This window comes from Paenibacillus kobensis NBRC 15729, from assembly GCF_004000825.1.
In the GTDB taxonomy this organism is placed as follows: Bacteria; Bacillota; Bacilli; order Paenibacillales; family Paenibacillaceae; genus Paenibacillus_T; species Paenibacillus_T kobensis.
The window spans coordinates 1-14860 of the sequence record NZ_BILZ01000087.1 but is presented as its reverse complement, the minus strand read 5'-3'; the positions used below and the strand labels follow the sequence as shown (position 1 = coordinate 14860).

Annotated in this window: 12 protein-coding genes; all 12 read left to right on the top strand. The window is 55.9% G+C overall.

Annotation, left to right across the window (positions count from 1 at the left end):
• The coding region (locus PKO01S_RS26865; RefSeq protein ID WP_281278959.1) for an NADH-quinone oxidoreductase subunit C at positions 1 to 569 on the top strand (569 nt) is incomplete at its 5' end.
• A 3-nt stretch (positions 570 to 572) separates the two neighbouring features.
• Positions 573 to 1679 (top strand): NADH-quinone oxidoreductase subunit D, encoded by a 1107-nt coding sequence (locus tag PKO01S_RS26860; RefSeq protein WP_127534522.1) that lies wholly within the window; start codon positions 573 to 575, stop codon positions 1677 to 1679.
• Positions 1679 to 2692 (top strand): NADH-quinone oxidoreductase subunit NuoH, encoded by a 1014-nt coding sequence (nuoH, locus tag PKO01S_RS26855; protein WP_127534521.1) that lies wholly within the window; start codon positions 1679 to 1681, stop codon positions 2690 to 2692. The genes PKO01S_RS26860 and nuoH overlap by 1 nt, the downstream gene beginning before the upstream one ends.
• 33 nt (positions 2693 to 2725) lie before the next feature.
• A complete protein-coding gene (gene nuoI / locus PKO01S_RS26850) occupies positions 2726 to 3175 on the top strand; it encodes an NADH-quinone oxidoreductase subunit NuoI (RefSeq protein ID WP_127534520.1) in 450 nt (149 codons plus the stop codon).
• Complete coding sequence (locus PKO01S_RS26845) at positions 3176 to 3694, top strand: NADH-quinone oxidoreductase subunit J (protein WP_127534519.1); 519 nt, start codon at positions 3176 to 3178, stop codon at positions 3692 to 3694.
• Between the two features lie 4 nt (positions 3695 to 3698).
• Complete coding sequence (gene nuoK / locus PKO01S_RS26840; RefSeq protein WP_127534518.1) at positions 3699 to 4001, top strand: NADH-quinone oxidoreductase subunit NuoK; 303 nt, start codon at positions 3699 to 3701, stop codon at positions 3999 to 4001.
• Between the two features lie 7 nt (positions 4002 to 4008).
• Positions 4009 to 5868 carry an NADH-quinone oxidoreductase subunit L gene (gene nuoL, locus PKO01S_RS26835; protein ID WP_127534517.1) on the top strand — a complete coding sequence of 620 codons (1860 nt, stop codon included), beginning with the start codon at positions 4009 to 4011 and terminating at the stop codon, positions 5866 to 5868.
• The gene (locus PKO01S_RS26830) at positions 5865 to 7481 is read left to right on the top strand and encodes a complex I subunit 4 family protein (RefSeq protein ID WP_174818619.1); all 1617 of its coding nucleotides are present in this window, start codon (positions 5865 to 5867) and stop codon (positions 7479 to 7481) included. Before nuoL ends, PKO01S_RS26830 begins: the two co-directional genes overlap by 4 nt.
• Position 7482: 1 nt before the next feature.
• Positions 7483 to 9093 (top strand): NADH-quinone oxidoreductase subunit N, encoded by a 1611-nt coding sequence (locus PKO01S_RS26825; protein ID WP_127534516.1) that lies wholly within the window; start codon positions 7483 to 7485, stop codon positions 9091 to 9093.
• 443 nt (positions 9094 to 9536) lie between these two features.
• Entirely contained in the window at positions 9537 to 12575 is a 3039-nt protein-coding gene (locus PKO01S_RS26820; protein ID WP_246070753.1) for a S8 family serine peptidase, read from the top strand.
• Positions 12576 to 12596: 21 nt separating this feature from the next.
• Positions 12597 to 12848, top strand: a complete 252-nt coding sequence (locus PKO01S_RS26815) for a DUF1146 family protein (protein WP_246070752.1) — start codon at positions 12597 to 12599, stop codon at positions 12846 to 12848.
• Between the two features lie 444 nt (positions 12849 to 13292).
• Entirely contained in the window at positions 13293 to 14672 is a 1380-nt protein-coding gene (murA, locus tag PKO01S_RS26810; RefSeq protein ID WP_127534515.1) for a UDP-N-acetylglucosamine 1-carboxyvinyltransferase, read from the top strand.
• Positions 14673 to 14860 lie beyond the last annotated feature (188 nt).

The window sequence follows — 14860 nt, the reverse complement described above, 5'->3', positions numbered from 1 at the left end:
AGCGCCCTGCGGCAGCCGAGCGGCCTGCTCGGGCGCCGCGCCAAGCCGCTGGCGATGCCGATGCAGCGCCGGCTGCGCCGAAGGAGCCGTCGCCGCTGCAGCCGAAGCTGGAGGCAGCTGCGGCGCTTGTCCGCGAGCTTATAGGCGCGGACGCGATTGTGGAGGCTTACGTGAACGAGCTTGGCTCGCACGTGCCGACGATCGTCGTGAAGTCCGAGCATCTGCGGCAGACGGCAGAGCTGTTCAAGGCGCATTCGTCGCTGAGCTGCAAATATTTGCGCAATGTGTCCGGTGTCGATTATGAGACGCATCTGGAGACGGTCTATCATCTGGTTAACATCGAGACTGGAGATGAATATACGATCAAAGCCCGCGCTGAACGCAGTGATGCGGCGCTCGATTCGGTCACGCCCGTCTGGGAGACGGCGAATTGGAACGAGCGGGAAATCTACGATTTGCTGGGCATACGTTTCGACGGCCATCCCGATCTTAGACGCATCATGATGCCGGACGATTGGGTCGGGTACCCGCTGCGCAAAGATTACGAGCCGCTCGACCCGGAGGTGTAGCGAATGGGTGCCATTCGTACAGAGGAGTTGCTGCTGAACGTAGGGCCGCAGCATCCGAGCACGCACGGCGTGTTCCGCATTATCGTGAAGCTCGACGGCGAGGTCATTACGGAAGCGATCCCGGTCATGGGATATTTGCATCGGGGGACCGAGAAGCTTGCGGAAAATCTGAATTTTACGCAAATCATTCCATATACGGACCGGATGGATTACGTATCTGCGATGACGAACAATTATGTGCTATGCAACGCTGTCGAGAAAATGATGGGGCTCGAGGTGCCGGAGCGCGCCGAATTTTTGCGGCTGATCGTCATGGAGCTGCAGCGCGTTGCCAGCCATCTCGTCTGGTGGGGAACGTATTTGCTTGATATTGGCGCGATGAGCCCGTTCTTATATGCCTTCAAGGAAAGAGAAACGATCGTACAGCTGTTCAATGAGCTGTGCGGAGCACGCCTGACGTACAACTACATGCGAGTCGGCGGGGTCAAGTGGGACGCACCGCCGGGCTGGCTAGACAAGGTGCGTGAATTCGTTCCGTACATGGAGAAGAAGCTGGTGGAATACGACCGGCTCGTATCGGGCAACGAAATATTCCTCGCGCGTATCAAGGGAGTCGGGCGCTATGATGCCGAGACTGCGATCAGTTACGGATTATCGGGCGCAAACCTGCGCTGTACGGGCATCCGTTGGGATTTGCGCCGCAGCGAGCCGTACAGCTTGTACGACCGGTTCGAGTTCGACATTCCGGTCGGCACGAACGGCGACTGCTACGACCGTTACTTGATCCGGCTCGAAGAGATCAGGCAGAGCCTGCGCATCCTGAAGCAAGCGCTAGAGCAATTCCCGGAAGGCGGAGAGACGATGGGCAAAGTGCCGCGCGTCATCCGGCCGCCTGCAGGCGAAATCTACTCCAGCATCGAATCGCCGCGCGGCGAGATCGGCTGCCATATCGTATCGAAGGGCAAAGCAGAGCCGTACCGTCTTAAGTTCCGGCGGCCGTCTTTTGTTAACCTGCAGATTTTGCCGAAGCTGCTCGTCGGGGAAACGATGACGAATCTGATTACGATTCTGGGCGGCATCGATATTGTCGTCGGGGAGGTCGACTGCTGATGAGCTCGCTCTTGTCGTCGCCGCTGACGTGGGGGGACGCGCTGGTCATATTCCTGTGGGGCGTCGTCCTTATGCTGGTCGTCCTTGGCTTCGTTACCTATGCGATCTTCTTCGAGCGCAAAGTAATCGGCTGGATGCAGTTCCGGATCGGCCCCAACCGGGTCGGACCGTTCGGGCTGCTGCAATCGGTCGCTGACATTCTGAAGCTGCTGATCAAGGAGGACACCATCCCCCGCAAAGCGGACCGGCTGCTCTTCATCCTTGCCCCGGCGCTTGCTTTTGTACCATCCTTTACCGTACTGGCCGTTATTCCTTATACGCAAAAGCTTTATTTTGCCGACTTGAACGTCGGTCTGCTCTATTATGTCGCGTTATCCGGCATCTCGACCTTAGCGATCGTGCTGGGCGGCTGGGCGTCCAACAATAAATACGCACTGCTGGGCGGCATGCGCTCGGCGGCGCAGATGATCAGCTACGAGGTGCCGCTCGTGATCTCGGTCACCGGCGTCGTCATGCTGAGCGGAACGCTCAATTTGCGCGGCATCGTCGACTCGCAGTCGGGCGGCTGGTTCTGGGACTGGAACTTCATCCCGCAAATCGTCGGCTTCGCCGTGTTCGTCATCGCCGCCGTATCAGAGCTCAACCGTACGCCTTTCGACTTGCCCGAAGCGGAATCCGAGCTTGTGGCGGGCTATCACGTCGAGTACAGCGGCTTTCGGTTCGCGTTCTTTATGCTGACGGAGTATGTCTATGTCTACGCCATTGCCGGTCTTACGACGACGCTGTTCCTTGGCGGCTGGCATGCGCCGGCGCCATTTCTCGATTTTGTGCCGGGCATCATTTGGTTCGCGCTTAAGTTTATGTTTATCGTCTTTTTCTTGTTCTGGCTTCGCGCGACAATGCCGCGCATTCGGGTCGATCAACTGATGGGGCTCGGCTGGAAAGTGCTGTTGCCGCTGTCGCTCGCGAATATCTTTATCACGGCCGCCTGCATCGAGCTGTTCCAGCGGTAACGACAATCCGGATTAACGACGAGGAGGATTCGCATGAAAGGGATGTTAAAAGGAATGGGCGTCACGCTGAAGGCGCTGACCGCGCCGAAGGTGACGACCTCGTATCCCGATGCGCCTTACCTGATGCCGGAGCGCTATAGGGGCATTCAGCATTTTGAACCGGACCTGTGCATCGTATGCAACCAATGCGCGCGCGTCTGTCCGACGGAGTGCATCACGCTGACCGGCAAACCGAACCCCGATCCGGAGAAGAAGGGCAAAGTCATCGACACGTTCGATCTCAATTTCGAAATTTGCATTCTGTGCGACTTATGTACAGAGGTTTGCCCGACCGAGGCAATCGTCATGACCGGCAACTTCGAACTGGCAGCTTACAGCCGCGACGATCTGTATAAGGATAAGGACTGGCTAACGAATAACGATACGCGCGTCCGGCTGGATAACAACAATATCGGAGCGCCGCAGAAGGGGGGCAAAGGATGAATGTTCGACATCGAGTTTAACGGCGAGTTCGCGGCATTCTTCGTCTTCGCCGTCTTGATGATTGCGGGTGCAGTGCTGATGGTCAGCTTTACGAAGGTCGTTCACATGGTCCTGTCAATGGCGGCCGTCTTCTTGGGCGCCGCGGGCATGTTCGTCCTGCTGGAAGCCGAGTTCCTCGCATTCGTACAGGTATTAATCTACGCCGGTGCGGTGTCGATTCTAATGATCTTCGGTATCATGATGACCAACCACAGCGATAGTAGGGCCGAGACAATCAAGCCGCTGAAGGAAACGCTGGCTGCCGTAGGGGCTATCGCTCTGTTCGGCTTGTTGTTCTACGCTATAAGAGATGCTGATTTCGAAGGGCTGGACGGCGGAACGCCTGCACAGACGACCGACAATACGCTTGCGATCGGCCAGGCGCTGTTCCACAATCACGTCCTGCCGTTCGAGCTCGTATCGGTGCTGCTGACCGTGGCGTTTATCGGCGCGATCGCGTTGGCCAAGAAGGAGGCGTAACCGAGTGCTGGCATCGTATTTAACAATGGCGGCTATTTTGTTCTGCATCGGCTTGTACGGCGCACTTGTTAAGCGGAATGCCGTTATCGTGTTGCTGTCAATCGAGCTCATGCTGAACGCTGTGAATTTGAATCTCGTCGCATTCTCGAAATATGGGGTCGTACCGTCTATTAACGGTCAAATATTCGCGTTATTCACCATTACGGTGGCAGCTGCGGAGGCAGCGGTCGGTGTAGCTGTCCTTATTGCGCTATTCCGCGCAAGAGGTACGATCAAGACCGACGAATTCGACGAACTAAGGAGGTGAGCGGACGATGGCATATTCAGAGTCAGCTTGGCTGATTCCGCTCTTTCCGCTGGCCGCATTCCTGCTGCTCACGGCATGGGGGCGCGGCTTCAGAAGGTGGGCGCCGATCGTCGGCGCGGCCGGTTCGCTCGGTTCGCTCGTGCTGTCTATTCTCGTTATGGCAGAGGGAGTGGACTACAGGGACCGGATCAATTGGATCAAAATCGACGGATTGTCGCTGTCGCTCGGCTATGAGGTGACGCACCTGACGTCGCTAATGCTCGTTATCGTATCGCTTGTCAGCTTGCTTGTCTGCGTGTACTCGGCGGGCTACATGAAGAATGACGAACGAATCACGGTCTTCTACGGCTATGTTTCGCTGTTCGTCTTCTCTATGCTCGGACTTGTGCTGTCAGATAATATGCTGATGCTGTATCTGTTCTGGGAGCTTGTCGGCGTATGCTCGTTCCTGCTCGTCGGCTTCTGGTATCACAAGCCGGAAGCGAAGGCGGCGGCGAAGAAAGCGTTCATCGTCACACGCATTGGCGATGCCGGCTTGCTGCTGGCCGTATTGCTGCTGTTCTGGTATATGCCTAACCATGCACTCGATTTTGCCGGCATTCAGAACGTGTTCCACGGGCAGTCGGGTGCTGTTGATGACGGCATTACGACGCTTATCGCACTGTTAGTATTCATGGGCGCAGTGGGCAAATCGGGCCAATTCCCGCTTCACGTCTGGCTCCCGGACGCAATGGAAGGTCCGACGCCGATCAGTGCGCTCATCCATGCCGCGACGATGGTTGCAGCAGGTGTGTTCCTGATCGCCCGGACGTTCGTCTTGTTCGAGGCATCTCCGGCAGCGATGGATACGGTCGCCTACGTCGGAGCATTCACGGCGCTGTTCGCGGCCACGATTGCGCTAGCACAGCACGATGTGAAGCGAATACTCGCTTATTCGACGATCAGCCAACTGGGCTATATGATGCTCGCACTCGGCGTAGGCTCGATGACGGGCGCAATCTTCCATCTCATGACGCACGCATTCTTCAAAGCGCTGCTGTTCCTAGCGGCGGGCAGCATCATTCATGCGGCACATAAGCAGGATATTCGCGAGCTTGGCGGACTTGGCAGCCGGATGCGGGTGACCTCCATTTTGTTTGGCATCGGGGCACTGGCGTTATCAGGTATTCCGCCATTCTCCGGTTTCTGGTCCAAGGATGCGATCTTATCCGCGGCGCTCGACCACAATCCGGTTCTGTTCGTCGCCGGCTTGCTCGGCGCACTGTTAACGTCGTTGTACATGGCAAGGCTTTACTTCCGGGTCTTCGCCGGCAAGCCTTCCGCTGCATCGGAAGGCGCGCATGAATCGCCTGCGGTCATGCTCATTCCGATGATCGTTCTTGCCGTATTGGCGGTGGTTGCCGGCTTCGCGGATACGCCGTGGAACGAATGGCTCAGCGGCTGGCTGCTTGGCGGCGAACCGTCTGCGCACGACAGCAGCAGTCCGACCGTTATGATCGTCAGCGCAGCCGTTTCGCTGCTCGGCTTGTATATCGGCTGGCTCGCCTACGTGAAGAAGACGATTCGTCCTGCATCGGTTACGGAAGCGATGCCGGGCTTATCGAAGTGGCTTGAGCGGGGTTACCGGATCGACGATCTGTTCGCCTCCGTCATCGTGAAACCGTACCGAATGCTCGGAACAGGGGCCAAACTCTTCGACCGCTACGTCGTGGACGGAGTTGTACGGTTGACTGCAGGCGCAGCATCAGGGCTCGGACGGATGACGGCCGCGCTGCAGAACGGTCAAGTACAGACTTATGGCATTGCGGCGGTACTTGGGCTTATCGTGATCATCGTCGTAATGGCGGGAAGGAGGTTCTGGTCATGACGATCGATTGGCCGATCTTATCGTTGATCGTATTCTCACCGCTGCTAGGCGCCGCTGTTCTGCTCGCTATGCCCAAGCAGCGGGCGCGCATGCTGAGGTGGACGGCGATCGCAGCCACTCTCCTCCCGCTTGCGTTGTCGGTCTGGCTTTATGCGGATTATGATCCGAACCGTCCTGGTGACGCCTATGAGGAGAAAGCAGAATGGATCAACATTCCGCTTGAGAAAAGTGCAACGGGTATCGAAGGAACGTTTGAATTGCATTTTGATTACGCCTTGAGCCTTGACGGCCTGTCGCTGCCTCTCGTTCTGCTGACGACGGTCACAGCGGCGATGGCGGCGCTCGCTTCGACCACGATCCGTAAACGTTGGAAGTCGTATTACATATGGCTGCTCATTCTAGAATGCGGCATGCTTGGCGTATTTCTAGCCCGGGACTTATTGCTGTTCTTTATCTTTTTCGAAATGACGATGATTCCAATGGTGTTCTTGATCGGCATATGGGGGCTGCTGGACCGGGAAAGGGCAGCGACTCGCTTCCTGCTGTACAACGGTCTTGGATCGGCGCTCATGTTGATTGCTTTCGTGATTCTCATCATGACCGCGGGCTTCTCGCTTGAAGACGCAGGCGGCGTATTCAATTATTCGTACAGCGGAAGCTACGAGACGATCCTATCCAACCTGGCTGATCCGCAAGCGTATGCGAACATGGCAGCGCCAGGCAGCGTTAATCCGTTGTACCTCTCGGACGGCATGCGTACGGCGTTATTCGTTATGCTGCTTATCGCATTCGGCATTAAGCTGCCGGTGTTCCCGTTCCATACGTGGATGCTGGACGTCCACCGGGAAGCGCCTGCTCCGGTCGTCATGATCCATTCGGGCATTCTGCTCAAAATGGGCGCTTACGGCCTGATCCGGTTCGGTATATTCGCCTTTCCGGAGGAAGCGGACCGGTTCAGGGCGGTGCTTGCCGTGCTTGGCGTGATCAGCTTACTGTACGGAGCCGTCATCGCGTTCCGGCACAAAGAGCTGCGGCTCGTGCTTGCGTATTCTTCGCTCAGTCATATGGGCATCGTGCTGCTCGGTCTAGCCTCGTTGAACGAGATCGGCATGCAGGGCGCTGTCTTCCAGCTCGTCTCCCACGGTCTCATCTCGGCCCTGATGTTCTTGCTGATCGGCAGCATTTATGAACGGACGGGGACGACGAACATCGACGAGCTCGGCGGCCTTGCCAAGGCAGCTCCTTTCCTGTCGGGGGCGCTGCTGATTGGCGGTCTGGCTTCGCTCGGCTTGCCTGGCTTGTCCGGTTTCGTCGGAGAACTGCTGGCGCTGCTAGGATTGTTCGATACGAACAAAACGGTTGTATCGATCGCGGTCATCGGCATCATTCTGACGGCAGTCTATGTGCTTCGCGCCGTGATGGCGACGACGTTCGGTCCATTGAAGCCGAAGCTCGAGGGCATCACGGACGCCCGCTTCACAGAGGCGCTGCCGACCGCTGTTCTGCTCGCTTTCGTCCTGCTGCTGGGCATCTATCCATCGTTTATTACGGAGTTGATGAAGCACAGCTTCGATTCGCTGCTGAACCATTTGAATACGAGGGTGGGGGGATAGCATGGTATACGAGGGAACGCTTGCGCCTATGACATGGGCGGATGCCGGCTATCTGCTCCCCGAGATCATATTGGTCGGCATGATGGCGGTATTGATTGTGCTGGATCTGGTGATGCCGAAACGGATCGACCGTTCCGTCATCGGCTGGTTAACGCTTGTGGCCATTATCGGTTCCGCGGCTAGCGTAGTTCTTCGCATCGGATACCGCAACATCGGAGAGCATCAGCAGCCGGATGTGAACGGTATTTTGCATGACAGCTACCGGGTCGACGACTTCAGCCTCATGTTCAAAATGCTGCTGCTGCTGTCCGCCGCGTTGATCGTGCTGTGGAGTCTCGGTTCGATGAAGCGGAGCGCATCCGCAAGACTTACGCATCAAGCCGAGTATTATTATTTGCTGCTGCCGGCAGTCGCAGGCGCGATGATCATGACTTCGACAGCCGACCTGATTACGCTGTATGCTGGACTGGAGCTGCTCAGCATCGCGACCTATGTCCTCGTCGGATTGCGGGCGCGCCACGCGGCCGCAGAGGGCGGAGAAGGAGTCTTATCGGCCAAGCCCGCCGAGGCGGCCTTCAAGTACGTCGTTACCGGAGGCATATCGTCTGCGCTCATCCTGTTCGGTATGTCCTACTTGTACGGATTGACTGGATCGACGCATATCAGCATGATCGGAGGGCTGCTGCCTGAATCGGTCGATTCGTTCCGGACGCTGCTGTACGTCGCTTTCTTCTTCCTGCTGGCGGGCTTCGGCATCAAAATCGCTGCTGCCCCGTTTCACGCTTGGGCACCTGACGTTTATGAAGGAGCGCCTACGCCAATCAGCGCCTTTCTAGCGGTCATATCGAAGACAGCGGCAGCCGCTGTGCTATTGCGTCTGTTCTACAATATCGTGTTTCCGGCGGGTTATGGAGATTCGGTGCTCAGCCGCGATCTGTTCCGAGGGGTGCTGGCCGTAGCTGCCTGCGCTATGCTGGCGGGTACGCTGAGCGCGCTGCGCCAACGGAACATGAAGCGGCTGCTGGCGCTGTCTGGTGTAGTCAATGCCGGTTATTTGCTCGTCCCGGTCGGACTGTCCTTCTATGGGGTTCATTCGAACAATACAGCGGAGCTATTCTTCTACGCGGCTGTCTACCTGTTCATGAACATTGGGGCTTTCGCCGTTCTATCGGCCGTATCGGAATCGGCTTCGCCGGCCGCTGAGGGCGTAGGGGATTTGAAGGCGTTTGAGGGCTTATATCATCGGGCGCCATGGACGGCCGGCGCGATGCTTGTATTCATTTTGTCGCTAGCGGGGCTGCCTGTATCCGGGGGGTTCTTCGGCAAACTGTTCATTATGCTAGGCGCATCGAGTACACATGCCTACTGGATTGTAGCGGTTATGGCGGCAACGAGCGTCATTTCCTATTACGTCTATTTCGGCATCATCCGGCAAATGTTTATGCGGTCCTCGGGAGAAAGTGAGGTCCATGTGCCTGCCGCGACAGGCGTCGTCATCTGGATTTGCGCAGTGTGTACGCTGGTGCTCGGCGTTGCGCCGAACTTGCTTCTTCATGGGTTCGACGAAGTGTTCAACCTGGTCGGGGATTTGCTTATCATTCGAAACGTTTAGCCTTGGCCATGATTTGTTTATTATGCCCGGCTGACTGCAGCGTGTCTGCGGATCAGCCGGGCTTCTTTTGTTCTGAAGGACGAACTTGCACATATTTATTGATAGGGACGCGGCATTCGCCATATGGATAATAGTAAGGCATATGCGATTGGCAAATGCCATGCGCGATAACGGAGGGGGAGTCGTGATCCGAGTGATGCCAGAAACTAGAGACAGCGCCGCCCGGAAGCCGGAAAGACCGTAAACGTAAGTCTATTGTTTGCTTGCTCAGGCTTAAGCCGCGTGCGCCAGCAGAGTCTCCTATTTGCAGCCGGAATTATTTCTGCAGATGCAAGGAAATTGCAGAGCGGAAAGCGAAACTATTGTAACAAGGTTACGTCAATAAGTGCATAAACGCTGCAGGAGTCGAACTACGAATAGGACTCGGGCTAGGACGAGGTCACATGAGCGATTATTCAAGCAATCGGATCATTCCGTATATAAACCATTTGATCAGGCGACTGCCGATGAAGAAGACATTCCGGCTGCTGCTGTCCGCCCTACTGCTATGGAGCAGTGCAGCGGATAGTTTCGCGGCTTATTCGCCGCCTCTAGGCGAGCAAGCGCAGGCTATGGGGTCAATGGAACACGGCGGGACTATAGACGGCGCACGCCAGGATAAGGACGCACTGGTTTCTTCGAGCTGGCTGCTGAAATGGCGTTCGGCACCGCCGGAGATCATGCCTGCAGGAACGAAATTAATTACCCGTCAAGACGAAACGAGGGCAGACGTCATTGCATTCGAAGGCGGAGCCATGTCGGAGCAGCAGTGGCTCGACCGTCTGCGTGCGGATGGCAGGGTGGAGTATGTGCATCCGAACGAGACGGTACGAACGCTGGCAGCAGCTTTGCCATCCATACCGAACGCATCTGAATCTGAATCTGAAGCGGAATTCGAGACGGCATCCGATTCGGTCCTGGAGCCGCTAGCGGCTCCGAGGGCGTCATCGACGGCGGCCGCGGGTCAGGCGAACGATCCGCTGCTGGCGAAACAGACTTACTTGAATCTTATCGGAGCGAAGAATGCGTGGAAGAAGGTTCACAGTCAGACCGATATAACGATAGCGCTAGTCGATACGGGCGTCGATCTGAATCATCCCGATTTAAAAAACAATTTGGTTCCAGGCGTCAATTTGATCCACTCCGATAAATCGCCTGCCGATGACAACGGGCATGGTACAAGTGTGGCAGGCGTTCTCGCTGCTGCAGGCAATAACGGAACAGGTGTTGCCGGGCTGCTGTGGCGGGCGCGCATCATGCCGATTAAGGCGCTCGATGAGGACGGCTCTGGCGATGAGAGCAAGCTAGGCGAGGCGATTCTGTATGCGGTCCGCAAGGGAGCGCGGATTGTTGTCTTGTCAGTGGGGCTGTACCGTTATTCGCCCTACATGCGGGATGTCGTTCAATATGCGGAAAGCAAAGGCGTGCTGCTCGTAGCTGCAACCGGCAATGACGGCATGCTGCTGGGCAGCCGCGCCGCGGTGAAATATCCAGCCGCGTACCCTTCGGTGCTCGCGGTTGGCGGCGTAACGGAGAACGGCAAGCCGGAGGCGCGGTCGAATCCGGGGTCTGAGGTCGATATTGCTGCACCATGGAATGTGTACACGACTGCGAGGGGCGGCGGCTACAAGCGCGAGGAAGGAACTTCGATGGCTGCGCCGCAGGTTGCGGCAGCCGCTGCGCTTGTGCTTGCGCAGCACCCCGAATTCAAGCCGTACGAGATTCGGGAGATGCTGCGTCAGACGGCCAAGGATATCGGACCCGCAGGGGTGGACGAGGCGTCCGGTTATGGTCTGCTGCAGGTTGATCAAGCGGTAACGGCCAGCTTGAAACCAGACGCTTACGAACCGAACGATACACGGGACCGTGCGGCATTGTTCCCGCTCGAAACCCGAATTTCTGCCCGTTTGACAGGTGGTACGGACGTTGATTGGTATGTCATCGATGCACCCTATGACGGATCAGTGACGCTTCAGCTTCAAGGCTTGAACGAGCCGGGAAAAGCAATGCCGCCAGTGCGGCTGACGATGTACGCGGGCAATCAAGCCGCAATCACGCAGGATGCGAAGCTTGGCAATACGACGATGGAGTGGGACGTGAAGAAAGGGCGGAATTATATTCAGCTGCAGCTTTACGACCATAAACGGACCGATAAGCTGCCTTATTTGCTGACTGCCGATTATCACATATTTGCTGACGATTATGAGAGCAATGATAAATCGTACGAGGCGTCGCCTCTTCAGCCGCGGTCTCAAGTGATCGAAGGGACATTCAGCAAGCAGGGCGACCGCGACTGGTTCGCTGTGGAATTCAAGCGAAGCGGCACGCTGCGCCTGAAATTGTCGACGGATACGGTACGAATCGATCCGAGCATTGCCGTTCAGCGGGAAGGTCAAAAGCTCGTCTCCTACGACGATAACGGAGACGGGGAGCCGGAGCAATCGCCGCTCATTACCGTTACGCCAGGCAAGTATATGATTCGGGTGTACAATGCGGCCGCAGTCGACGCAAGCGCCGTAACCGGCTTATACACGCTTCGAATGGAGGTCGTAACGAAGTACGACGATCCGAACGAGCCGAACGACAAATCTTATGCTTCAACATCGCTGCGTACGGGTACGGAGTATTTGGGCGTTATTGGACACGAGGGAGACGAGGATTGGTTTCAGATTCGGCTCAGCGGCGAATCGTTCACGATACTTGACTTGAACGGCATTCCCGCCAAAAGATCCATGACAATCCAAGTCTATGACAAGAAGCAGTCTCTGGTGCGAACGGTCCGGTCTGAAGAGACTAGGACGCGCATCCATGCCGGATTCCGACTGGAAGCCGGATTGTATTACATGAAACTGACGGCCGATGCTCCGTTCGATCAGCAGTATTATCACTTTACGGTCAACACGGAATCGCTTAGGTCTGGTTACCGGGACATTAACGGTCACTGGGCGGAGGGGGCGATTGCTGCTTTATCGAAGCAAGGGATCGTATCCGGTTATGCGAACTACCAGTTCGAACCGGACAGAGCTGTAACCCGTGCAGAAGGCGCTGCAATGCTCGTGCGTGCGTTCGCTCCTGATTCTCCGCACGCCGGCCTATCCTTCCGCGACTTACCGCCGTGGCATTGGGCTTACAACACGGTTGCTCTTGCGATCGGCGCCGGGTATATGAATGGATATTCGGACCTCACGTTCGGACCGGATAAACTGCTGACACGAGCGGAAATGGCTGTTATTATGGGGCAGGCTGCAGCATTGCGTCCTATCCGGCTTGCCGCAGATCCGTTCGAGGACGTATCAGCGGGTAATTGGGCTGGGCCTATGCTGGCGGCGATGCAGCAGAGAGGCTGGCTTGCTGGAGGAGAGGATGGGCGGTTTGAGCCGAATCGTTCAGCGAGCCGAGCGGAATTTGCAGCATTGCTGTATCGGGTCTTAAGTCCTATCTAATGAACGAAGGGAAATATTCCGATGAATATGGAAGATGTCGAAATAAGCTACGCGTTTAACGGATTGCTGTCGATTGTTGTCGTATTGTTAAGTATAATTTTGGCTTGGATGGCACTTCAGGAATTAAAGCTGGAATCCTTTCTCAAGCACCCCCGAGGTCCTAAGGCTCGTATGCTGTTAGTCGTGCTTGCAGTCGTCATTGGTCATTCTTTCGCATCATTTATTCTGGACTACTTCGAATGGACGAGGATGCTGAGGGCGTTTGTCGAATAACAAACGCGAAACGTGTCAACAATGGGTAGTATATGACGGAACGAAAAACGGAAGCAGCTTCGAAATGTATGAAAACGGTTGTCAAACGCGACTGTATCGAGCGGCTTCATGCTCTGATCTCATGACCGGGAAACCGCGGTGCTATGGGAATTTTTTCATCCGCACCTCCTCTGCCCGAATGAAGGTGTTTATGAAAATAACGCTTGTCGATTCGTGTTGGGGAATGGTAAGATGAAGGTTGGAGCAAATGACTATCAGGCGACATAATTGGAATAATCTACAAGTTCTATATCGGCATGTTATCACGTTTTCCGGGCGATGCATGGGAAGCGCAACTGCCGTCATTCGCAGTCATGATTGAAGTCCAATAGGCAATTATCGACATTATAAATAGTCATGAAGCGGCAGGGAACATATTTTGCAGCGTGCGGAGGGAATTCATAAATGAGCAAAATTATCGTCCGCGGAGGCCAGCGGCTATCGGGTACGGTCCGAATTCACGGTGCGAAAAACGCGGTACTTCCTATTTTGGCAGCGTCCGTACTTGCAAGCGAAGGGGAGAGCGTAATAGCGGATGTACCTCTCTTGGACGACGTGCTAACGATTCGGGAAGTTATTGCATCTCTGGGAGCGGACGTGGTGCATGGGCAGGAGACGATGAGCATTCGGGCGGACCGGTTGACGGCTTACGAGCCGCCATACGAGATGGTACGCAAGATGCGCGCATCTATTCTGGTCATGGGACCGCTGCTTGCCCGTACGGGACGGGTCAAAATATCGCTGCCGGGCGGCTGTGCGATCGGAATGCGGGCGATCGACCAGCATTTGAAAGGCTTTGAAGCGATGGGAGCAGATATCGCGCTTGGCCAAGGCTTTATCGAAGCGAAGGTTAACGGGCGGTTGAAAGGTTCCAAGGTGTATCTGGATGTAGCGAGTGTAGGAGCAACGGAGAACATCATGATGGCAGCCACGCTTGCCGACGGCACGACGACGATCGAGAATGCGGCGAAGGAGCCGGAGATTGTTGATCTTGCTAATTACTTAAATGCAATGGGCGCGCGCATTCGCGGAGCAGGCACGGATATTATCCGGATCGAAGGCGTTGACATACTTAGAGGCGTTCATCATACGGTCATTCCTGACCGGGTGGAAGCGGGTACGTATATGATCGCGGCAGCAATAACGGGCGGCGATGTTGTCGTCGAAGGAGCGATTGCGGATCATCTGGCGCCGGTTATCTCGAAGCTGCAGGAGATGGGCGTCACGGTGAACGAGACCGACAACGGACTGCATGTCATTGCTGACAAGCGTCTGAAAGCGGTTGACGTTAAGACGCTTCCTTATCCAGGCTTCCCTACCGATATGCAATCGCAAATGATGTCGCTGCTGCTCATGTCGGAAGGTACTAGCGTAGTGACGGAGACGATTTTCGAGAACCGCTTCATGCACGTCGAGGAATTTGCCAAAATGAGCGCGCAGATCAAAGTGGACGGCCGTTCCGCCATTATTAACGGCGGCATGCAATTGACCGGCGCGAAAGTGACGGCGACGGATCTTCGCGCAGGCGCAGCGCTTATATGCGCGGCGCTTGTAGCAGACGGCGAATCGGAAATTTCGGGTACGCATCATATTGACAGAGGCTATGTGAATATCACGGGCAAGCTTGCCGCGCTTGGTGCCAACATCGAGCGGGCAGATGCAGCAGCAGTTGCAGCGCCGGTGCCGGTGCAAGAATCTGCGCCGGTAAGCAATGTTGTGGAGACGATGACATTCAAGCGCGAGAAGGAAGTAGCCGTTCGCAACGTACAGCCGACTTGGGCTTAACGATTGTGACAATGAAGGACGGGGCCGTATTATGGCTCCGTCCTTTTTGTTGTACCCAGTAAAGTGCTCCGTGCTATTGCCAGAGGCATATAACAAGGTGTGCACCTGTGTTAACGACACTAAATGTGTCGCTAGAGGCAGATAACGGGCTGCGCTTCTGCGCTAACGACACTAAATGTGTCGCTAGA

Coding starts and splice junctions, on each gene's coding strand:
- PKO01S_RS26860 (WP_127534522.1), top strand. CDS start 573: ATGGGTGCCATTCGTACAGAGGAGTTGCTGCTGAACGTAGGGCCGCAG.
- nuoH (WP_127534521.1), top strand. CDS start 1,679: ATGAGCTCGCTCTTGTCGTCGCCGCTGACGTGGGGGGACGCGCTGGTC.
- nuoI (WP_127534520.1), top strand. CDS start 2,726: ATGAAAGGGATGTTAAAAGGAATGGGCGTCACGCTGAAGGCGCTGACC.
- PKO01S_RS26845 (WP_127534519.1), top strand. CDS start 3,176: ATGTTCGACATCGAGTTTAACGGCGAGTTCGCGGCATTCTTCGTCTTC.
- nuoL (WP_127534517.1), top strand. CDS start 4,009: ATGGCATATTCAGAGTCAGCTTGGCTGATTCCGCTCTTTCCGCTGGCC.
- PKO01S_RS26830 (WP_174818619.1), top strand. CDS start 5,865: ATGACGATCGATTGGCCGATCTTATCGTTGATCGTATTCTCACCGCTG.
- PKO01S_RS26825 (WP_127534516.1), top strand. CDS start 7,483: ATGGTATACGAGGGAACGCTTGCGCCTATGACATGGGCGGATGCCGGC.
- PKO01S_RS26820 (WP_246070753.1), top strand. CDS start 9,537: ATGAGCGATTATTCAAGCAATCGGATCATTCCGTATATAAACCATTTG.
- PKO01S_RS26815 (WP_246070752.1), top strand. CDS start 12,597: ATGAATATGGAAGATGTCGAAATAAGCTACGCGTTTAACGGATTGCTG.
- murA (WP_127534515.1), top strand. CDS start 13,293: ATGAGCAAAATTATCGTCCGCGGAGGCCAGCGGCTATCGGGTACGGTC.